This window comes from Mycoplasma sp. 6934 (assembly GCF_055523595.1).
This window is the reverse complement of the sequence record NZ_JBVFVE010000001.1, coordinates 931,715-953,685: the sequence shown is the minus strand read 5'-3', so window position 1 is coordinate 953,685 and position 21,971 is coordinate 931,715. Positions and strand designations below refer to the sequence as shown.

Genomic DNA, 21,971 nt, shown 5'->3' with positions numbered 1-21,971 from the left:
CCGTCCGAAAAAAATTTCCCAGTTTATATATAAAAAAAGAAACTGATTTTATTCAGTTTCTTTTTTCTTATTATGTAATCTTAATATAAATTCGACTAAGGTTGCTACTAATGGGCCTTGTGGCCGTTGATTAGCATCAGCAGTTCCAGCAATATCACAATGAATAAAATCAATGCCTTTAGTGAATTCTTTTAAAAACATTGCAGCTTGCGAAGAGTCTTGCCTTACTATTTTTGATCAACTGGCTAAATCTGCTACCTTTGAACTTTTATTACCTTTATGAAAATCTTCATGTAGTGGCATACGTCAAACCTTTTCTTGTGCTTCGCTCGCTGCCTCATTAAAGATTTCTCATTTTGAATTATTGGTTGACCAAATTCCGCTATAAACATTAGATAAACTCGTTAAGATAGTACCAGTTAAGGTAGCAACATCTATAATAGTTGTTGGCTTTAATTTTTCTGCTGCATAATAAATTCCATCTGCTAAGACTAGTCTCCCTTCAGCATCTGTATCTACAACTTCAACTCATTTACCACTCATAGATTGGTAAACATTTTCAGGTAATGAAGCATCATTATTAATACGATTATCCGTGATGCACATAATAGCACTAACGTTAACTTTAGCTTTAAGTAAAGCTAAAGTTTTAACTGTATAAGCTGCAACTACTGATCCTGACATATCATATTTCATTCCTTCCATATGATATCCTTTAGTATTAACTCCACCTGTATCAAAAGTAATTCCTTTACCTACAATGCTAGTATGCTCAGTATCTTTTGGATTACCTTTATAAGTGATAATTACAACACGTGGTTCATGGGTACTTCCTTGGTTAACAGAAAGAAGTAAATTCATGTTTAAATCTTGAATTTCTTTTTTAGTTAAAATCTCAACTTTTAAATTATCAATTCCTGAAAAGTCGCTTGAAATGATTGAAGCAAGCATTTCAGAGTTTAAGAAATTTTCAGGAGTAATTTGTAAGTTTCTTACTTGGTTTACAGATTTTGCAATTAAAGTTACTTTATTAATTAATTGCTTTTGCTCTAAAGAAGGCTGTTCAATTAGCAAGCTTAAAGATTCTTCTTTAGTTTTTGCTTCTTTTTGATATGTTTTTTTGAATAGTTTTGCTTTTGCAAAAATTGCCCCAAAGACAAATAACCGAATTAATTTATTTGTCTCAAAATGATTACTAAAAGCTTTTAAATCTAATACATAACTTCTTTGTAAATTACTTGCAAAATTATTAAATCATTGTGAAAATTCATATCAAGATTGCTTTTCCTTACTAAAATATACATATGATTCTTTTGCGTTTAATTCATCACTAATTGTAAAATTACTTTTTCCGACAAAATTTGGAAATTCAAAACCTTCAAAAGCAGGTTTTAATAATTGTGTATTTGCATCATGTTTATTGATTATTTTTATCATTATTATTCCTTTTCTAAATATTGTTCAATGGCTAATTTAGCACTTTGGCGGTATGCTTTTTGTAAACCGCCAAAACCTAGTAAAGTACCTCCAAAATACCTTACTACAATTACTAGGATATTTGGCAATTTTTTAATTCTAATTAAATCATAAATAACTTTACCAGCGGAATTAGAAGGTTCGCCATCATCACTAAAACCTCCATTTTCGATATTATTATTTAAGATTAAATATCCATAGCAAATATGCCTTGCTTTCTTATGCTCTTTTTTGAGCAAATTAATTATTTCTTTTATATTACCTTTATCAGTTATGTTATAAACATACGAGATAAAGGTAGATTTTTTAAAAATAACCTCTATACCTTGTTTAGTCAAAAGTTATTCCTTTTAAATTTCTAACCATTTGTACAAAATGGTTATAAGCTTTAGGTAAATCGAGTTTTCCCTGACTTTTAAAGAAGTTGAATTTTTTAGCATAATCGCTTAAAAGCCCATAAACTTCAATTTCATCTAGTGAAGGTTTGAGCCCTAGTTTTTCGAGTTTCTCAGGATAATATTTACTCAGTAAAACATAGAATTTAGTTGCTAAAAATTGTGGCGAGAAATTTTCGTATTTAATTGATCCTATTGCTAATAATTTGACCGCTGGTTCTTGGTCATCGAATTTTGGCAATAAAATACCAGGAGTATCTAAAAATAAAAATTCTTTATTTGCTACCCATTTTTTTTCCTTAGTAACACCAGGGAAATTTTCCACTTTTAAGGATGCTTTTTCAGTTACTAAATTAATTAAGGTACTTTTACCACAGTTTGGAACCCCAACAACAAACGATTTAATTTTAGTTTTAATTATTCCTTTTTCAAAATTTCTTGATATTTTTTCTTTATTTATTTCTGTTAATTTACGTAATATTTTATTTTTAGAACTTTGATTACGTAAATCTAGCCATAATAAATGTTCGCCGCTAAATTTCTCATTAATTTGATTTTTCTTGTTTTTATCCATTAAATCAATTTTGGTAAAAATAAATAAGCGTGGTTTATGCGGAGCTATTTTGTCAAAATCTTCATTATATGAACTAATTGGAGCTCTTGCATCTAAGACAACTATAAAAACATCGGCAAGGGCAGCACTGTTTTGAATTTCTTTAAAACCCTTGGCCATATGTCCAGGGTATCATTGAACTAGTGTTTCGTGGGTAGTTTCTTTTGGCTCAGTATACATTTTTAACTCCTTTTATTATAAATTTTATCTAAGATTATTCCAGCAGCAACTGCAACATTTAAACTTTCAAAAGCAATTGGTATATATAAACTATGATCTGCGAGGTTTTTTATTGCCTGCGATATTCCATTTCCTTCATTACCTAAAATTACAATAATTTTATCTTCCGAAAATTTAATATCGTTAAGTTTTTGGGCTTTTAAATCAAGGAGCGAAGCATATAGAGTAAATCCTTGATTTTTATAATCTTGTAATTCGTTAGCCAAATTTTTGGTTTGGATAATATTTAAATTAAAGATCGATCCTTGGCTAGCTCTAATTACTTTATCGTTAAAAGGATCTAAATTTTCTATGATAATAGTATCAAATCCAAAAGCAACGGCTAAACGCATGATAGTTCCAACGTTACCTGGATCTTGTAAATCATTTAAAGCAATAACTTTATTAACTTTTGCAGTTTTTAACTTGCTTTTATCGCATAAAGCAAGGCAGCTTTGGGGACTAGTAGTTTTTGCTAAATATTGAATGATGTCATAACTAACTTTTGTTGAATTAGGGTAAATTTTTGAATCTTCTGTTTCAAAAATTTCTAAAACTAAATTATGTTTTAAAGCTTCATTAATTAAATGTTTACCAGAAACCAAAAACTTTTGTTCTAAAGTACGGTACTTTTTTTGTTCTAATTTTTTTAAATATTTAATTTTAGGATTTTGCTTACTTGTTAAAATCATGTTTCAAAAAATCTTTCCCTTTTTCTACTTCGTATAAAGATAATGATTCAAAATTTAATTGGCGCATGATTTCAAAAGCGACAATGCAAACTGAGTTTGCTAAATTAATCGAACGCATGGCAGACACCATTGGTATTCTTAAACAATTATCTAAATTATTTTGCAAAATACTTTTATCAATACCTGTTGATTCGCGTCCAAACATGATTCAAATTTCTTGATTTTGATCATGAATTTTTTGATACTCAATATCACTATATGTTTTTAATCCATAGCGAGTAATATAAAAAATATTTTTATCATGATATTTATTATAAAAACTTTGATATGAATCATGGACTTCGTGGCGAATATCTGAAAGCATGCGTCCAGCTCCCGCTCTTTTTAAGTATTTAGGATGTAAGTCAAAACTTATTGGTTTAATGATATGTAATTTAGCGCCTAAAGCATAACAGGTTCGAATAATATTTCCTGTATTTGGTGAAATTTCAGGTTGGTATAAAACTATATTGATCATAATGTTCCTTTTCCTTATAATAATATTATATTACCTTCATTAAATATACTTTTTAATTTTACTAAATTAACCGCTTGAGTAAAATTAAAAATTAATATTTGGTATAATAATTAAAGTAATGAAGAAAAATAATAAAAGAATGAAATTATTCCTCACTTTCATGAATTTATCAATTTTACCTGCTGTGGTAATTTCATGTACTAGTAAGGAAGATAACCCAAAACCTGATGACAAAAAGCCTGGGAATGGTAAAGAATCTGCTAAACCAGTAATCCCAGCACCAGTGCAGCCAGATCCAGCCCCTATCAACACAAATCCTGGTAATGGCAAACCAGGAAATTCTACAGGCCCAGTTTTAAATAACCCTAACCCGTCACAAGATCCACAACCAAAAGATCAAAATCCTGGATCAAGTAATCAAACTAAACCTACTGATCCAGTTAATTCTACAGATTCAGGAAACCAAACAATTGAGCCAAAGCAACCAAATGAAGGTTCAGATGCAAAGACACCTTCTCAAGAACCAAGGGAACCAGAAAACCCTGGGGTTTCTAATGATTCCGCAAATCCCCAATTACGTGAAGAAGTATCTAAATTAATTGATAAAGTTCAAGATCCTGATAAAAAGAACTTTTATACATTTAGATTGCAATTTTCAAGTGATGCTGCATTAAATAACCTTAAAACTGAAGTGCAGCAAACTCTTGCCCAAGAGGAAGAATGATCTAAAGATACTTCGCCTGCCGAAAAAAGGCAATTTAGTTTTCCTAAATTAACAGAACGTGAGGCAATTGAAAAAATTAAAAATAAGACTTTTTCAATTGGTTACGGTTGAACATTTGAGACTGAAACTACTCCTTTAGCACACCCACATAACGGAACCGGTTGGTTGCTAGATTATGCTTGGGATGCTAACAAAGAAAATTTAATGCTTTTTATTGCAACAAATTTACATGTACACAAATATGCCTTTAATAGTTTTGATAAAGATTTAAAAAATGATTTTCCAGAGTATTTCACTGAAGCAAAACGAGAAACACTTTATGGCTTTTTAGGTGTTGCACGAGATGATATAAATCTTGACCCAATTCCAAATAACACCAAGCCAAATACCGCTACTAATAGGCCAAGCATTTTCACAAATGAGCCTAAAGAACGAGCGGAGCTTAAAGGAGCAACTTCATTAGGTGATATAATGAAAGCTCCGCAAACTATATTTGCTGCAATGGATTTTTATAATGAAGAAGGTAATAAAAAGATGCTTGATAATGTGTCTTGATACAAAGATACAACTTACCCAGATCGTCGTCCAGGGTTAGATTTTGCTGTTTTCGGAGTCGAAATAAATTATAAAAAACTAACAGAAAATCAAAATCAATATGCATTATTTAAAAAGCATATTGATAGAGCAATTGCCACTTTTGATAATGATGTTAAAACCATTAAATATGAAGATGATGCATTATACATCCCATTTGATTATGTTGCATCATATTTAAGACCAGGTGCTAATAAACTTAAATCATTGCGTCCTGAACGTTTGTATGTGGCAGGATACCCACAAGTTTCTAATACTGGATTATTTATGTCTAATACTTCTAGTGATTTAGATCATTCAGTTTTAATTGATAGAACTACTTTTACAAATAATATTAGTAATGAAGGAGTCTTAGACGATGCAAGGATTGCAATTGGAATTGGCTATTCATTTGCTTTAACTAATTCATCTTTAGCCGGTGGAACAAGTGGATCAGTGGTAACTAATGAATATGGGGTTCCAGTTGGTATTTATAATACTTCATCAAATACCAATGGTACTGATTTATCACAGCGATCTGGTTTTGTTCCACTAATTCAAGGTGAAGATTTAGATTCATCATATGCTTATAACTTAATTGATGGAAGCGATAAAACTAAATACCCAATGCAAGAAAAATCTTATCGCCAAAATTTAGCTAAACTTGATAAAATATTAGCTAAATATCCAAAAACAGCATTATTCCCTAATGGTGTGAAACAAACTAACTAAGAGGAGAAAAATTATGAATAACAAAAGATTATTAAAAATGTTCGAACGAACAGGGGCTGAAGTTTTAATTTCTGAAGCGCCACAAACTAGATTATGGTATGCTAATGTGCAAACTACTGATGGTTTTATTGCCATTGAAAAAGATAAAGCAACATTGTTTGTAGATGGACGCTATATTGAATATGCACAGAAGCATGCAAAAAATGTTGAGATTGTTCTAATTCAAGGAACCAATATGCAAGATTGGTTTAAAGCAAGAAACTTTAAAAAAGTTGCTTTAGAAAAAGATTACTTAATTAAAGATGTCCAAGAAAGAATTATTAATATTGTTAACCCAGAAGAATTACTTTGAGTAAATGGGCAAGAATTAAGAATTGTTAAATCTCAAGAAGAACTTAAATTAATGCAAAAAGTTGTTGATATTTCTTTAGCAGCTTTAGATGAATTTAAAACTTGAGTTAAACCAGGTATTACTGAAAAAGAAGCAGCAGCTATGTTAAACTTTTTACTTAAAAAACACGGAGCTGATAAAGAAGGTTTTGATGAAATTATTGCTTCAGGTCCAAGCAGCGCCGAGCCACATCACCACCCTACAGATAAATTAATTGAAAATAATAATTTATTAAAAGTTGATTTTGGTGCTAAATATAAAGGGTATACTGCTGATATTACTAGAACTTTTGTAATTGGAGATCAAAGTAAAGTTAATCCAGAAGCTTTAAAAATCCTAGAAATTGTTAAAGAAGCAGCGGCTTTAGGTCGTAAGGCAGTGCGCCCTGGTATTAAAGTTTCAGAAATTGATAAAATTTGCCGTGACTATATTACCCAAAAAGGATATGGGCAATACTTTACCCATTCAACTGGCCATGGTTTAGGTATTGATGTACATGAACTTCCGAATGTTTCAACTCGTTCAAACACTATTTTAGAACCAGGTATGATTATTACTGTTGAACCAGGTATTTATATTGAAGGCTTAGGCGGTGCTAGAATTGAAGATGATGTTTTAGTAACTGAAGATGGTTACTACGTATTTTCTAGACCATATGAAACAAAACAAAACTAAGCAAAATAACTTACTTGAAGCAAATTATCTTCAAGTAAGTGGAGGGCACTCTATCTATTACCAAATATATGGAAATCCGCAAGGATTTCCTATCTTTATAATTCATGGAGGACCAGGCGGAGGCTCAACTCCGATCTTAAATAAATTATTTAATTTAAATGTTTTTAAGCTAATTTATATTGACCAAAGAGGCTGTGGCAAATCTAAACCTCGTTTAGAGCTAAAAAATAATACTACTCAAGCCTTAATTGAAGATATTGAAGCTGTAAGACTTCATTTAAATTTAAATAAAATAGCTTTATTTGGCGGAAGCTGAGGAACAACACTTGCTTTAGCATATGCAATTAAATATCCGCGCAATGTTGAGCGGATATTACTAAGAGCAGTTTTTTTAGGACGCCAAGAAGATATAGATTTTTTATATGAAGCAAATGGAGCAAGTGATTATTATCCTGATTATTTTGAAACTTATAGCAAGCTAGTTAAGGATATTCCAGGGAATAGTATTTTAGAAAAATACTATAATGTATTTACCAGCCATGATTGAGAATTTAAAAACTTAGCAGCACAAACTTTTTATAATTGAGAAGCATGCTTAGTTTCCGTTAATCAATTTAGGGCTAAGTTAAATCCAAGCAAACAAGAACTAAAGTCATACTTAGATGTTGCATTATTAGAAACTCATTATTTTGTTAATAAATGTTTTTTTGATGATGACAATTACATCCTTAAGCATGTTAAAATTCTTAAGGATATTCCAGTTGATATTGTGCATGGGCGACAAGATGTGGATTGCCGGCCAATTGGGGCTTATTTATTACATAAAGAATTAAATAATTCAAAACTGTATTTAGTTGATGGAGCAGGTCACACTTCACTTGATAAAAACCTTTGGAATGCTTTAAAAACTGTAACAAAAAACTGAGAAAATATTTATGCTATACAAACCAAGAATTAAGTTTCTTGGTTTTTTATATTTGACTTGTCAAGTGCTTTGAGTATTATTGACAAACTATTGTAATTTTTAATAAAATTTAAATATGAAGAAATATTTTAAATTACTATTGAATATAAGTGCTTTGCCAATTTTTGCATGTACTTTGGTAGCTTGTTCAACTCAAGAATTAAAATATGATCAAGCTCGTGAATTTAAAAAATTGCAAGATACCAAAACCTTATTAAATTGAGGTGATGAAAGTTTTGCTCAAAAAATAAGATCAAAAAATTTAACTAATCTTACTTATAGTGATGAAGCAACTAATGTTGCTTCAATTGCTCCTTTTAATAAAGAAGCTAAAAGATCTAATGTTATGTACCAATTAACAGTATATTCATTTGCTGATGGAAATAACGATGGAATTGGTGACTTTATTGGTTTAAAAAATAACCTAGATTACTTTGTTAATCTAGGTATTGATACTTTATACCTTTCTCCTATTCACCCAGCTTCATCATACCATGGGTATGATGTAATTGATTACACTGACGTTGCTCCTGAACTGGGTGGGATGCAAGCTTTTGATGAATTTTTAACAGCGGCACATGCCAAAGGTATTAGGGTGGTTATTGACGTAGTTATTAACCATACTTCGTACGAACACCCTTGGTTCCAAAAGGCTTTGCAAGGTGATCCTAAATATAAAAATTATTACTATATGTATGATAAAAGTCAAAATAGTAATGAGCAACAAGGAACTGATGATATTAGACATTTATTTAAAGTAGTTAATACCCCTGGTTCAAATCCGCCGCAATCTAATTATAAATGGGCAGCGGCCTTTTGATCAGGAATGCCAGATTTAAATTTATCAAATCCTGAAGTGATCCAAGAAATTAAGAATATGCATAAGTTTTGAGCAACTAAAGGAATTGACGGGTTTAGATATGATGCATTCTACCATTTCTTTGATTCTCCTAATATTTATAAAGGAAGAAGTAAAAAAGGCCATGAAGTAGAATTATTTAGTGAGTTTCGTAAAGTAATTAACGAAGCATATAAAGAAGCTGCAAATAATGGAATTGTTCGTTCTTCTAATGATGCATTTATGTTTGGAGAATGATGAGGTGATTCAAGTGATGCAAATGCTCAAAAAAATTGGTTTAACAAACAAGGAGATGTTTCACTTAGTTCATTAATTGATGGAGTAAGGTGGAAGAATTCAACAGATGTAAGATTAAATTCATATGAGGAACTCAAGTTAATTGAAGGTTTAACTGATAAAAATGGTGTAATTAGGGAATGAATTCCATTTTTAGACAATCATGATGTTGAAAGATGAATTACCAGAATTAAACAAGGAGTAGGGGGTGCTCCTGCGACTAATGAACCATATAAATTATCATTAGATCAACGCAACCGGTATATTACAGGGATCTTTGGACTTTTATCTCGTGGTGGTTTACCAACTTTATATAATGGAAATGAGATTTTGATGCAAGGAGGGCCTAAAAAGCGGGATGTAAATGTTCGTGAAGCTTTTTGGTGAGAAGATACAACTAAGAATGTTGATTTTTACGAACTTAAAAGCCCTGATGATCGGATCTCACCAAAAGCTTCACCAGGCGAAGGAAGCGTTGAATCAATAATTAAAAATCCTAATTCATCATATAATGTAATTGCTCAGTTAATTAACCTACGTAAAGAATATATTTCACTACGTGAAATGAATTCTAAATATGTAGTAAGTAATTGAAGGGATATTTTGGACTTTGAAGATGTCCAAAATGGCTTTAGCGTCAATAACACAACATTGAGAAAAAATGATGATGGAACTTATTTATTAATTGTATATAACCCACTTGGTAATAATGAAGCAAAAATTACTTTAAAAAATAATTTGGTGGTCAAAGAAAAATTATTAGGAAGTAATTTTACAATCAAAAATATAGACAATAATGCAACTATTATTGGGAGTGGCCAAGGTAAGTTTGGAGCCTTTCTAATTGGTCCTAAATAGTTTGATATTGCAAGGTAAATTATCAACACTATATTTTAAGTATATTATAAGTGAACAAATAATATTTAATATTTTGCTATAATATTTATAGAAAAATGAAAAAAAAATACAAATTTAAGCGAATTCCGCTCAAAACTAAGTTAAGATATTTGATTTTTGGTAAATATCCACTTGAAAGACGGTATAAACCAAAGATTTTAGAGTACTTATTTATGATTTTTTCAAACATTGTTGCTTTTGTAATCACAATTTTATTGTTTTTTATTATAAAAAAGGCTATAAACGAAGGTACAGAAGGAACAATATATGGAAACGTTTCCACAAGGTTAAATGCATATGAAAGTCGTATCTTTATTTCAATTCTTTTACTAACTTATATAGTTAATTTGATACTTTCAATCCATGTGCTTTATATTTTGAAAAAAACGGAATTTAATAAAATATTCGCTGTGCTTGGAGTTATTTCTTCATTAACTTTTTTAACTCCACTTGCAATCATTTTTCTAATTATTGCTTATCAAAAAAATGAATTGGCTTTTGAATAAGCCATAGATTGAAAATAGATATTTAAGGAATTATTATGAAAATACGTAAATTTATATTATCAGCAACAAGCTTATTATCCGTAGGTACATTTGCAGCTGTTTCATGTACTGGTGGTGGTAATGCCAAACAAGAAGAAATTGTTGTTGCAGTCGACGGGGTTCAAAGAGCCTTTTATGAAAAAGCTATTGAAGCTTACAACAAAACAGAATCAGCTAAAAAATACAAAATTCGTACAATTGAAAAAGATGTTTGAGGTGCTTTAGACTTCAGTCTTCAAGGAATTACATCACCTGAAGTAGCTGACATTTTCTATTTACCTGGAGATAGAGTTACTGACTTAACTCAACAAAATGCACTTAGTTATATTGACGAATTTATTCCTAGTTTAATTGATGAATTATCAACATCAACAGGTGCTACTGCTGCAGAAAAAGAACTTCTTAGAGCATTTGGAACAATTCGTACCCGTGTAAAAAATGGGCAAAATATTACTAATGTTACAAAATTAATGGCTATTAGACATAACACTGAAGCAATTTTAATGGCTTCAAGACTTCCAGAAGCAGATGCTCGTCGTGACTTAAGTAATGCAAACACAGATACTTTAGTTGAACTAGTTAAAGAAGGAAAACTTCTTTTAAGATTCCAAGACTTCTGATATGGTAATGGAGTTTTAGCCGGAGCTTTAGAAAAAATTAAAACTCAAAATTCACTTGATCCAAAATTAAACTTAATGTCAAGAATCTTATACACCGATGAAACTCGTGGTCAAATTACTTCTGGATTTATTGACGGAAACCAATACAATGCTTACTTTAAAGAAGCATTAAAAGTATACTCTTCATTATTCTTCCCAATTTATGAAGCTGCTTTCTTAAAGAGTGAATCAGATTTTGGTCAAACTGTTTGAGGTAAAAAAGGTATTTCTCAATCAGACTTAAGACAAACTTTGGTTAAAGAAGTTGGTGAAGCTCAAGCTACAATCTTTAGTTTAATGAACCAAGGAAAAATTGACTATGCTGTTATTGGTTCATGAGATACACAAAATTCAGAAAAATCAGCTGGCGCTCAATCATTCTTTAACGTAGTTAAAACAGATGATAACACCGAATACTTACAAAGCCCAGGTTCTTGATCATTTGCTATTAACTCAAGAAACAATAGCGCTAGTGAAGAAAGAAAAACTGCTATTAAAGAATGATTTAAAGCAATTTATTCTGTAGCAGCTTACAAAGAATACTTTAAAAATGATTCAAAAGTTCCATTTGTTAATGGAATTCAAAAAACCTTAATTGATGACATTAAAGCTGAAAATTCAGCTCAATTTACTGAAGTTGAACAATTTGCTAAAGACCTTGGATTTGCTTCATATGATGAACTTAAAACTGAAAGAAATTCAAAAACTGCTAAAATCTCAGTATTAGCAAACCAAAAAGTATGAGGAAATACTTGAAGTGCTGACAAAGATCAAACTAGCCCTTCTGCTGAAGCAAACCTACTTAAAGCAGCTGATCATAAAGCATCAATTGAAAAACCTGAAGTGCTTACTGATGCAGACTTTAATGCAATTACTTTAGGAGATATTTTACCGCTTAGAAACCTTGTTGCATCATTATTATCAATTAGCGATGTTAAAACTTTAGTTGGAGTTCAAAATTCAGATAACCCAGGAAACGAAGAATGATTAGTTGGAAAAGCTTTACTTAAAGATGGATCATTTAATATTCCACAAGCTGAAACCTTGAAGCATGGAGATTCTTCATTCCACATGCGTAAAGTTGAAAAAGAAATCTTTGATGTAAATGGTGATAATGAAGATGAAAAAGAAAAAATTATCAAAACATTAACAGAAGCTTTAACGAAAGATAAAACAAACAACAATACAGCAGAACTAGACAAATTAGTTACAAAATACCTAAATAAAGCAAAAAGTTTTGTTTACAACTTTGCAAAATCATCACTAGATGATGCTAAGGTAAAAGAATTTGTTACTTTATACTTAAATACATACTTAAACCCTGCTCGTGTTAGACTATCAGTTGGAGATATTTTCAACAATAAAAAATTTATTGAAGGGAAAGATGCAACTTATAAACAAGTTGATGAAAAAGTTTCTGGATATGAATCTAAATTAACCTTTAATAAATTACTTAACGTTATCTCATCAACACAAGCAATTAGCGAAGGGGGACTTGGTGTTCTAAAAACCCAATTAACTCGTGCTGATAACTCTAATCCACAATTTACAACAGTTTGAGGATTTATGAATGATCGTACATTTGGTAATGCTGAATTATACAGAGAATTTGCCAATAAAAACATAGATACTCTTGATAAATTTACCAATGAAATGGCCAAAACATTATCTAAAGTATTTGACGAGCAAGCTGGTAAATTGAATGCAAGTAACTCAGATACATATGTAACTATTTCTAACTAATGGTTAAATATAAATCAAACATAAATAAAATTAGTTTCTATACCCTTTTAGTACAAATAGCACTACTTACAGCAGTGCTCTTTGTTTGACTGTTAATCCCTTTTGGTATGGGGATTAGTGCTGAACAATATCAGCATTTAACCAGAGATTTAACTGATGAACAAATAAGTGATTTAGGACAACAAATTGCAATGCGCAGCTTAATGTCATATTTAGCAAACACTTTTGTAATCTTATTTTTCTTAGGATATTTAGTAATGCTTAGACATAAATTAAAACATGGATATATTTTTTTATATTCATGAATGATTGTCTTCTTGACGTTAGCTTTTTCTCCATTTTTTAATGGCACGGAGCTTTTGTCAACCTTACAAATTGTTATAGGAAGCTTAATATCTATTTTAAATATCAGCTTAATTATCACTTTAATTTATCTCTTGGTGCAATACCACATTAAACGTAAATTTTATTATTATGAATGGTTTAAAATACATAGAGGAGGAAGCAAGTAGTTGTGAAAGAATTAAAACTTTATAATTGATACGGCGAAGAATTCGACAGTATCCTACCGTCTTCCGTTGGTAATTTAAAAGCATATAAAAAACAAGTCAAAAATATTTTCTTGCGTAATAATGACAAAATTAAAGCGCAAGAAAGAGTTGACCGTGACTTATATTTGCGGGCAAGAAATAAATTAAGTGATAATTTAAAACGTGAACTTGCCAGCCATAGAGTTGCATACAAAAATAAAATTGGTGTCCTAAAAGACTCAATTAAAAAGTTAAAACATTTTGATTCAATGCCTTCATTATTACGTTTTGAAATCAAAAAATTAGCTAAAAGCAAAAAAACTATACAAAATTATGCACAAGACTTTGTTTATTCTTTAACAAAGTCTGCTGATGAACTTAATTATAAAATCTCCATTATTGAAGATTTAAAGAAAAAAACATATCTTGATGAAAAAGAAATCTTTAAAAAATATACTATTTTCAATATTATTTTGTTATATATTGAAAATAACCAAGATTTAACTTTTGATATTGAGAAAATTAAAGATCGTTTATTACCGCTTGAAATAGCATGAATAGATAAATTAGCTAAAACTCATAATGTTGGTGAATATTTTTTAGATATTTATAATAAACTCGAAGTTCAAAGAGTGAGTTTAGTAGCTAAAAAGACTGAATTATTACGTCAATATAATGAAACGCACCAATTACAAAAAGAGTTATATTTAAAAGAAAAAAGCAATATTCAATTAGAAACTAAACAAAAGATTTTAACTTTAGAATATGAATATAATGCTAATTTAAAAGAACAACGAGAAAAAGTTAAAGTTAATAAGCAAAAAACCCTTGAAAAAATCGAGACCCAAAAAGAGCAAATTTTAGCTGTAGAACATAAAAACCAGGAACTTACTAATCAAATAATTCAAGAAGCTAAATCAAAAATTAAAGAAATTGATTTTGAATATAAAAAACAACTTGTAAGTTCCAAAATTCGTTCAAAAATCCAAGTTTATAAAGATTTATATAAATTTTTATACAAAAATGAAGTTGACTTAGCACAATTTGATTTTACGTTAAATAATCTTTCAGACCAAGAATTAACCCAAAAAGTAACTGAATTACAAGGTTACTTCAACTCATTTCAAACTAACAATGTTTTAGCTAAAATCGCATTAAAAGAATATTTAACGAAACTTAATTTCTTTAAATCATGTCGCGAATTTAAATTATTAGTTAAATCACAATACAAAGAAAAAGTTGGGCAAATTCTAAAAACTTATAGTTATGAAGGATTTTATAACCTTGAAGAAGCAAAGGCTTTAAAAGAATCATTTATTGATTATCGTTTAACTCGCCTTAAATTCTTAGGCGAAAAGATTGAAGCTAAAACTAATTTAGCACAACTTAAAGAACAAGGTGTTTACGATCAAGAGCAAAATGATTTTAAAACTGCTAAGGCAAAAATTATTGAACAATTTAAACTCCAAAAATTAGAAGCTAAAAACCGTATTAAAAATAAAGAAATAACTAAATCAGCATTTAAAAACAAAAATATTGAACTTAATATTTTCAAAAAAGAATCAATTAACGAAGAAAAATTAAAGTCAAAAGTTCAATCAAATAAACAAGTTTTAAAAACTTTATTTTGACGTGAATGAGCCGAAAATAAAATTAACAAAAAACTCTATGAAAGTAAGGTGACTGAGGCTCAAAAATCAATTCCAGTTGAAACTATGAAAAACTTACGTTGAATTAGTTTATTTATGAACTTTGTTTTCCCAGGTTTTGCTGAACTAGTTTTCTTTAAGCAACGTCTTAAAGGAAGCATTATGGCAGCTGTTTCATTTATAACGATTGCTTTAATTATCCCATTTGCTTTTGGAGCATATTGAAAAGCAATGGGCGGGATACCTGGATTTAGTGACTTAGGAGCAGCTGGTCACAGTTTTACTAAGGGATTGTTCCCAGATGCTAGGGTCTATTTATTTGGTGGTGTGATCTCTGTGATAGTTTTGGTCTTTGCACTGATTTATCACACGGTTTCAGCCTTAGGAGCTTATCGGGTAGCCAAATTGCTCGAATATGGTTCTCGTCCAAGTAAATGAGCCCAAACTAAGCGATGATTAAATACCAGTGGATTCCCTTGAATGATTTCCTTACTTGGGTGAATCTTAATGGTCTTTATTGTGGCAACTCCAGTTATTACTTCGATTTTAGTATCCTTTACTAACTATGGATTTAAACACGAAGCACCAGCTCGTACTGTGGATTGAGTTGGCCTTAAACAATGAGGAAAATGATGAGTTTTCAGAGAACAAAGATTATTTTTATCATTAAGTAGAGTTATTTTATGAACGGCAATTTGAACAGTTTCTTCAACTCTTATTCCTATTTCGCTTGGTATTTTAATCGCTGTATTAACTAATAACCAAAGAATCCGGTTCAAAAAGATCTTTAGACTAATTTATATTTTACCTTGAGCAATTCCGGCCTTTGTTACCCTAACATTTATCCGGAGCCTCTTCAGAGGTGGTGATGATGGGGTAATGAACGTAATTCTCGTGTCAATGGGTCTTTTAAGTAGTTCGAAAAACTGGCTTACTGAAATTGGAACAGCTCGTGTTTTAGTTATCTTAGTACAAACATGGATTGGTTATGCTTGAATCTTCATGCTTGTGACTGGTAATTTACAATCAATACCAAGAGATATTTATGAAGCGGGATCAATTGACGGAGCCAAAGGTCGCCAACTATTTTGATACTTGACGTTGCCTTCATTGCTAATTTCAATTGCCCCAATGTTAATAGGACAATTTGTTGGAGCCTTTAACAACTTTACCACTATTTCGATTTTCACAGGTGGTGGACCTGCTTATGCTAATTCAACTTCATTTGGAGAAGCATCAACAGATATTATTATTTCATGAGTTTATAAATTAACCACAAGTTCAGGACAATTCGAAGGTAATCAAGCCTTTGCTGCAGCCTTAACTACATTAGCTGGTTCATTCAGTATTGCAATTAGTGCAAGAGGATTTATTAAATCAATGTCAAGGAGAGATTAAGAATGTTAAGTAGATTTAAAAGACAAATATTTTATAAACATAAGTTTGATTCGCTTACAATTTCAGAACAAAAACTATCTCCAAAGCGTTTAAAATTTAATGAATCAGACTCAAAGCCACCTACAGCACTTGAGATTATTTGACTGTTCTTTAATTACATAATCTTACTATTTTGAGCAATAATCATTTTATTCCCAATTGTCTCACTGATAACAGCAGCCTTTAACGTTGCTAACATTCGTGTCGTTGGACTTTCGCCATTTTCATTTGGTTGAGATAACTTTGCTTACTTATTTACTAATGAGCGTAGTTTATTCTTAACTTGATATGGAAATACATTAGTTATAGCCGGGCTTACTTCTTTAGTATCAACAGTGGCTGTTGCACTAAATGGATATGCCTATTCGCGTTTTAAGTTTACAGGATCAAGGCATTCATTAACAATCGTTATGATGCTACAAATGATTCCGGCAACTTCATCACTAATTTCGCTATATATCTTAGTAAAATTAGGAGAAACCTTACTTGGATTTTCAGCTATTATGATGTTAATCTTGATTTATTCAGGTGGTGCCATTGCTGGAAATACCTTTATGCTTAAAAGTTATTTAGATACTGTTTCATCAGAGTTAGATGACTCAGGAAAAATTGATGGATGTAATAACTGGGGATTATTTTTCAAAATTTTACTTCCAGTTATTAAACCGGCACTGATTATGGTTGCCTTATGATCATTTTTAACTCCTTTTACCGATGTTATCTTGCCAAGGTTCGTCTTAATTGAGAATGACAAAAAAACCTTAGCCATAGGGCTTGATACCTTCATTAATGCTGAACAAAAACATATTAACTATGGTGCTTATTCTGCTGGTTCAATTTTAGCTTCGCTACCAGCATTTGCCTTATTTATGTACTTGCAAAGGTATATTGTTGGCGGACTTAGTGATGGAGCTGTTAAAGGATAATATATGATGAAATATGATAAACATACTGAACAAGAAATACTAACAAATGATGAATTAGATTTAGATACTTCAGGATTTGAAACAATTGATATTGATCAAATGATTTCTGAAGTTGGGGAATTTTATAATTCAAATAGCGGTGCACACATAAACTTAGTAAACATCTCTAAAAAATATGAAGGAAATGAAAACTATACACTAGAAAATATTAACCTTGAAATTAAACCTGGAACATTCTGTATTTTTCTTGGCCCTTCAGGTTGTGGAAAAACAACCTTGTTAAGAATGATTGCAGGACTTAATTCCATAACTAAAGGAGACTTGTTATTTAATAACAAGAGATATAATAACTTATTACCAAATGAAAGAAATATTGCAATGGTATTTCAGTCATATGCACTTTATCCACATATGAATGTTTATAATAATATTTCATTTGGATTAAGAATTGCTAAAGAAAGAAAAGACATTATTGATAAACGCGTCAAAGACGTTGCGAAAATTCTTAAAATTGATAATTACTTATATCGAAAACCACGTGATCTTTCAGGGGGACAAAGGCAACGTGTTGCAATTGGCCGTGCTATTGCACGTAAACCGCTTGTATTCTTAATGGATGAGCCTTTATCAAACTTAGATGCAAAATTACGTGAAAACATGAGACGTGAAATTGTTAATATTCACCGTATGCTTAATACTACAAGTATTTATGTTACTCATGACCAACTTGAAGCAATGACCATGGGGGACCAAATTGTTGTCTTTAACGATGGTAAAATTCAACAAAATGGAAAAAGTAAAGAACTTTACTTTAAACCTGCAAATATTTTCGTAGCTAAATTTATTGGTTCGCCAACTATGAATACTTTTGATGCAACTTATCAAGATGGACTCATTTGAGATAAAGCCAAAAAAGTTGCTATTGAAGTAGACCAAGAAACTAAAGATAAATTAAAAGCTAATCAAGAATTAGTGGTTGGTTTTAGAAGTGAAGATTTAAGAATTCACCATGGTGAAAAAACTGGAAATAACTTTATTTCAGGTAAAATTTCAAATGTGGAATTAATTGGTAAAGATCAATTAGTTTTAGTTAAAGTAAGCGATGATTTAGAATTTATCGTTAATGCTTCAAATAGTGAAGAATTTGAATTATTCTCATATATCACAATTGAATTCATTACTTCAAGAATTCATATCTTTGATAAAGAAACCGAAAACAGAATTAACTAATGCAAAAATTTGAAACAAATTATTTAAAGCGCAAAATTCTTTTAATTAGTTTACTAGTTTTATTAAGCTTAATCTTTATTTTTCAACTAGTAATGATTAAAAAATTCTTTGCTTGGATTGAATATGAGTATCAATGGATTCAAGCTGGTGAATTAAGCAAAACATGAAAAATAGATCAAGTTGAAAATAATGCTCCAGCATTCCAACTTAAAACATTATTTTTATCACTAAATAGCATTTTTCTAGTGCTTACTTTTAGTGCAATAGTACTTGTTTCGCTAGTAATTTATACCTTATTTAAAAATACATATAATGGTGATCTTTATTTAAAAATTGTGAATTACCTTGTCCCAATTGTCTTTGTATTACTCTTTTTTATTCTTTCATTGCAACCAACTGAAGTATATCAAGAAAACATTATTCAAGCTGAAGATGATGCTGGCGAAATTAGAAACACTCCCTTTAAAAAAAGTGGAGGTCAATTAAGTTACTTACTAACTTGGCTAGCGCTTGGTTTTAGTTTTATTAACATTTTCTTGATTGTAATTGCTCGTAAATCATTTGGTTTTTTAACCAAAGACCAAATCTTAGCAAAACAATTAATTCCAACTGATGAATTAAAAATCAAAATACAAACTATTCTAGATAATAATTAACCTAAAACTCCTTGTAAAAAACAAGGAGTTTTTCATTAAAATATATTTAATATATCAACTTGCATAAGTAGATAAAAATAGTATAATATTACTATGAGCAAGTTATACGAGAAATGAAAGCTAGAAAGAATATTTAAAGGTTATTTAAAAAAGCAAATTAGAACTAAGGCTGCAACTTGAGATGATCCAAGCTTCCAAATGCCTAAATATCATTTAGATTACACTGATTTATGAAAAAAAGCCCCTAAAGCTAAGTTATTCAAAAAGTTACGTAATACAAATGTTATTTACCAATTATTAGTTTATAATTTTGCTGATGGTAATAATGATGCTCTAGGTGATTTTATTGGACTTAAAAATAAAATTCCTTATTTAGTAAATTTAGGAATCGATCAATTATGGTTAAGTCCAATTCACCCTGCTTCTTCGTACCATGGGTATTCTGTAATTGATTATTGCAACGTTGCTCCCCAACTTGGTGGCATGGATGCTTTTATTGAGTTTTTATCATGTGCCCATGACAACGGAATTAAAGTTTACTTAGATTTAGTGTTTAACCATACATCCTATGAACATCCTTGGTTTCAAAAAGCCTTATATAAAGATCCTTTATATGAACAATTTTATCGCTTTGAACCAACTTATAAAGATTCAGATGTAAAGACAGATACCAAATACATTAGAGCTAAATATCATCGCCTGGATCAAAAGATTCAGGCAACTAATCGTGATTATTTAGGCCGTTTTACTTATGGTATGCCTGATTTGAATTTAGATAATGAATTAGTAATTAAACAACTGCTTGAAATTCAAAAATTTTGAACGGCTGTTGGAGTTGATGGTTTTCGCTATGATGCAATTGCCGAATTTTATTCCAGTGAACAAGAAACTAAAGATAACTTTAATGAAGCCAAGATTTTTAGTTTGCTGCGCGAAGCAAGCGACTCAATAACTAATTTAGAACCTGGCCGCGAGGAAGTTTTTATGATGGGTGAATGAGTCTTTAGCGATCCATTAAAAGGGTTAGAGTATACCATGTACCAAGGTAAACAAGCTTTAGATACAGTTTATGATGGCTTTAAGTTTTTTAGACATAATCCTGATGTTAGAATTAGTTACCAAGAATTAGTGAATGTGGCAAGCAAGTATGCACTTGCTTCTTCTAAAACTAAATGAGTACCTTTTTTAGATAATCATGATGTTTTTAGATGGCTAGATTATTACCGTCAGAATGTTACTAAGTTAAAAAAAACAGAGCATCATAAACCTTTAAGTCTTGATGAATATGAAGCACAAAGAATTGCACTAATGCAGCTTTTAGCCTTACCAGCTACACCAATTATTTATTATGGTAATGAACTTGGTTATTATGGAACAAGGATTTATGGAGATCCAACCTTGCGTGAACCAATGAAATGGTTAACGCATGCTGAAAATTGTTATATTTTTGATAATAAAGTTAAAGAATCACGTAAAGATTATGTTTTATTAACTTCTGCTTTGTCTAGGCCTTATGTTGAAGAGGCGATTGAAGATCCAAATTCCCTATTTAACTTTATTAAATTTATGTTAAAGCTCAGAAATGATTATCCATTTCTGAGCCACAGAGAACCAAGAACAATTATCGATCCATATCAAGTAATTGACAGCGAGGATTATTCATCATTTATGGTCCGTGCTCAAGACCACAATGCTAAAAAGCTGTTATTATTTGGATTTTGCAATTACCAAAATAAATTCTTAGCAGTAGCTAAGATTTCTCGTAACTATCATTTTAAACCTTTATATTTATATAAAGCTAAAAATAATAGTTGAAATATTGAAATAGAAAGAGGAGGATTGATTATTTTTGAATTAACTCAAAAATAATTAGAAAAATTATGAGACCAAAATATAAATTTACATATAAAGATACTTTTCAATTAGATGATCCAGATGTTACTAAAACAAGTGAGATTATTTTATATTTAATTGACTTAATTAAAACCAAGAAAGTACCAGTTAACAAAATTATGCCTTCAGAACATGCTTTAATGGAACGTTTCAAATGTTCTCGTAGTGTTATTGTTACAGCTTACCAAAAACTACGTACTATCGGTGCAGTTTACTCAATTAAAAAAAGAGGACACTTTGTTTCTGAAAACTTTCATAACTTAATTAAACCAGTTAGTTATTTAATTAAAGCTGACCGTCAAATGGGGCATGAAGTGTTTGACTTTGTAGAACCTGAATGATTTGCAGATAAAAACATTATCTTTACAGACGGAGCCAGATTTTTCCAAAAGAAAATTTATAAGAAAAATAAAGTGATTGGTGAAGCTGAAGTTTGATTATCTGCAAAATGGCTTGGTAAAAACGAACCAATTGATTTGACTGTACCATTAATTGACACTATTAACAACAAAAAGAAAGTTGAAAATGTAGTTTACCATCTTGAATATGAAAAAGATGTTAATCGTTTAGGGCACCAAAATATGATGGTTTTAACAATGTTTGGTTATGATGATGAAGCAATTTGTATTGCTGGTAAATATTATATTGACCCAGAACACCTTAAATTTTATCACCAAGAAATATCTTTATTATAAAAGAG

18 protein-coding genes are annotated in these 21,971 nt (G+C 30.3%); 13 read left to right on the top strand and 5 right to left on the bottom strand.

Going from position 1 to position 21,971, the window contains the following annotated elements:
* Positions 1-48 precede the first annotated feature (48 nt).
* Genes AC0B4S_RS04100 through AC0B4S_RS04080 form a run of 5 tightly spaced genes read right to left on the bottom strand, consistent with a single transcriptional unit; the run spans position 49 to position 3,912 of the window.
* Positions 49-1,437, bottom strand: coding sequence for a M17 family metallopeptidase (locus AC0B4S_RS04100; RefSeq protein ID WP_465101827.1), 1,389 nt, complete (start codon positions 1,435-1,437; stop codon positions 49-51).
* A gap of 2 nt (positions 1,438-1,439) precedes the next feature.
* Positions 1,440-1,814 carry a YigZ family protein gene (locus AC0B4S_RS04095; RefSeq protein WP_465101826.1) on the bottom strand — a complete coding sequence of 125 codons (375 nt, stop codon included), beginning with the start codon at positions 1,812-1,814 and terminating at the stop codon, positions 1,440-1,442.
* Complete coding sequence (ylqF, locus tag AC0B4S_RS04090) at positions 1,807-2,664, bottom strand: ribosome biogenesis GTPase YlqF (RefSeq protein ID WP_465101825.1); 858 nt, start codon at positions 2,662-2,664, stop codon at positions 1,807-1,809. The genes AC0B4S_RS04095 and ylqF overlap by 8 nt, the downstream gene beginning before the upstream one ends.
* A 2-nt stretch (positions 2,665-2,666) precedes the next feature.
* A complete protein-coding gene (locus AC0B4S_RS04085) occupies positions 2,667-3,395 on the bottom strand; it encodes a TrmH family RNA methyltransferase (protein WP_465101824.1) in 729 nt (242 codons plus the stop codon).
* On the bottom strand, positions 3,379-3,912 hold the full coding sequence (locus tag AC0B4S_RS04080) for a tRNA (cytidine(34)-2'-O)-methyltransferase (protein WP_465101823.1): 534 nt from the start codon (positions 3,910-3,912) through the stop codon (positions 3,379-3,381). The genes AC0B4S_RS04085 and AC0B4S_RS04080 overlap by 17 nt, the downstream gene beginning before the upstream one ends.
* Before the next feature lie 118 nt (positions 3,913-4,030).
* On the opposite strand from AC0B4S_RS04080, the gene AC0B4S_RS04075 reads away from it, so the two are divergent.
* The 13 genes from AC0B4S_RS04075 to AC0B4S_RS04015 all read left to right on the top strand — a co-directional run bounded on the left by AC0B4S_RS04075 (position 4,031) and on the right by AC0B4S_RS04015 (position 21,966).
* Positions 4,031-5,941 (top strand): MIP family Ig-specific serine endopeptidase, encoded by a 1,911-nt coding sequence (locus AC0B4S_RS04075; protein WP_465101822.1) that lies wholly within the window; start codon positions 4,031-4,033, stop codon positions 5,939-5,941.
* A gap of 13 nt (positions 5,942-5,954) precedes the next feature.
* Positions 5,955-7,007 carry a M24 family metallopeptidase gene (locus AC0B4S_RS04070; protein ID WP_465101821.1) on the top strand — a complete coding sequence of 351 codons (1,053 nt, stop codon included), beginning with the start codon at positions 5,955-5,957 and terminating at the stop codon, positions 7,005-7,007.
* Positions 6,988-7,965, top strand: a complete 978-nt coding sequence (pip, locus tag AC0B4S_RS04065; RefSeq protein WP_465101820.1) for a prolyl aminopeptidase — start codon at positions 6,988-6,990, stop codon at positions 7,963-7,965. The genes AC0B4S_RS04070 and pip overlap by 20 nt, the downstream gene beginning before the upstream one ends.
* An 82-nt stretch (positions 7,966-8,047) precedes the next feature.
* A complete protein-coding gene (locus AC0B4S_RS04060; RefSeq protein WP_465101819.1) occupies positions 8,048-9,964 on the top strand; it encodes an alpha-amylase family glycosyl hydrolase in 1,917 nt (638 codons plus the stop codon).
* Positions 9,965-10,059: 95 nt separating this feature from the next.
* Positions 10,060-10,509, top strand: a complete 450-nt coding sequence (locus tag AC0B4S_RS04055) for a hypothetical protein (RefSeq protein ID WP_465101818.1) — start codon at positions 10,060-10,062, stop codon at positions 10,507-10,509.
* Positions 10,510-10,544: 35 nt separating this feature from the next.
* Positions 10,545-12,950, top strand: a complete 2,406-nt coding sequence (locus tag AC0B4S_RS04050; RefSeq protein ID WP_465101817.1) for a hypothetical protein — start codon at positions 10,545-10,547, stop codon at positions 12,948-12,950.
* Complete coding sequence (locus AC0B4S_RS04045) at positions 12,950-13,462, top strand: hypothetical protein (RefSeq protein WP_465101816.1); 513 nt, start codon at positions 12,950-12,952, stop codon at positions 13,460-13,462. Before AC0B4S_RS04050 ends, AC0B4S_RS04045 begins: the two co-directional genes overlap by 1 nt.
* Positions 13,463-13,464: 2 nt before the next feature.
* On the top strand, positions 13,465-16,527 hold the full coding sequence (locus AC0B4S_RS04040; protein ID WP_465101815.1) for an ABC transporter permease subunit: 3,063 nt from the start codon (positions 13,465-13,467) through the stop codon (positions 16,525-16,527).
* A gap of 2 nt (positions 16,528-16,529) precedes the next feature.
* A complete protein-coding gene (locus AC0B4S_RS04035; RefSeq protein WP_465101814.1) occupies positions 16,530-17,492 on the top strand; it encodes a sugar ABC transporter permease in 963 nt (320 codons plus the stop codon).
* A gap of 3 nt (positions 17,493-17,495) precedes the next feature.
* Complete coding sequence (locus AC0B4S_RS04030; RefSeq protein ID WP_465101813.1) at positions 17,496-18,722, top strand: ABC transporter ATP-binding protein; 1,227 nt, start codon at positions 17,496-17,498, stop codon at positions 18,720-18,722.
* Positions 18,722-19,378, top strand: coding sequence for a hypothetical protein (locus AC0B4S_RS04025; protein WP_465101812.1), 657 nt, complete (start codon positions 18,722-18,724; stop codon positions 19,376-19,378). Before AC0B4S_RS04030 ends, AC0B4S_RS04025 begins: the two co-directional genes overlap by 1 nt.
* 93 nt (positions 19,379-19,471) lie before the next feature.
* Positions 19,472-21,247: an alpha-amylase family glycosyl hydrolase gene (locus AC0B4S_RS04020; protein ID WP_465101811.1), complete on the top strand. Its 1,776-nt coding sequence runs from the start codon at positions 19,472-19,474 to the stop codon at positions 21,245-21,247.
* An 11-nt stretch (positions 21,248-21,258) separates the two neighbouring features.
* On the top strand, positions 21,259-21,966 hold the full coding sequence (locus tag AC0B4S_RS04015) for a winged helix-turn-helix domain-containing protein (RefSeq protein ID WP_465101810.1): 708 nt from the start codon (positions 21,259-21,261) through the stop codon (positions 21,964-21,966).
* The last annotated feature ends 5 nt before the right edge of the window (positions 21,967-21,971 follow it).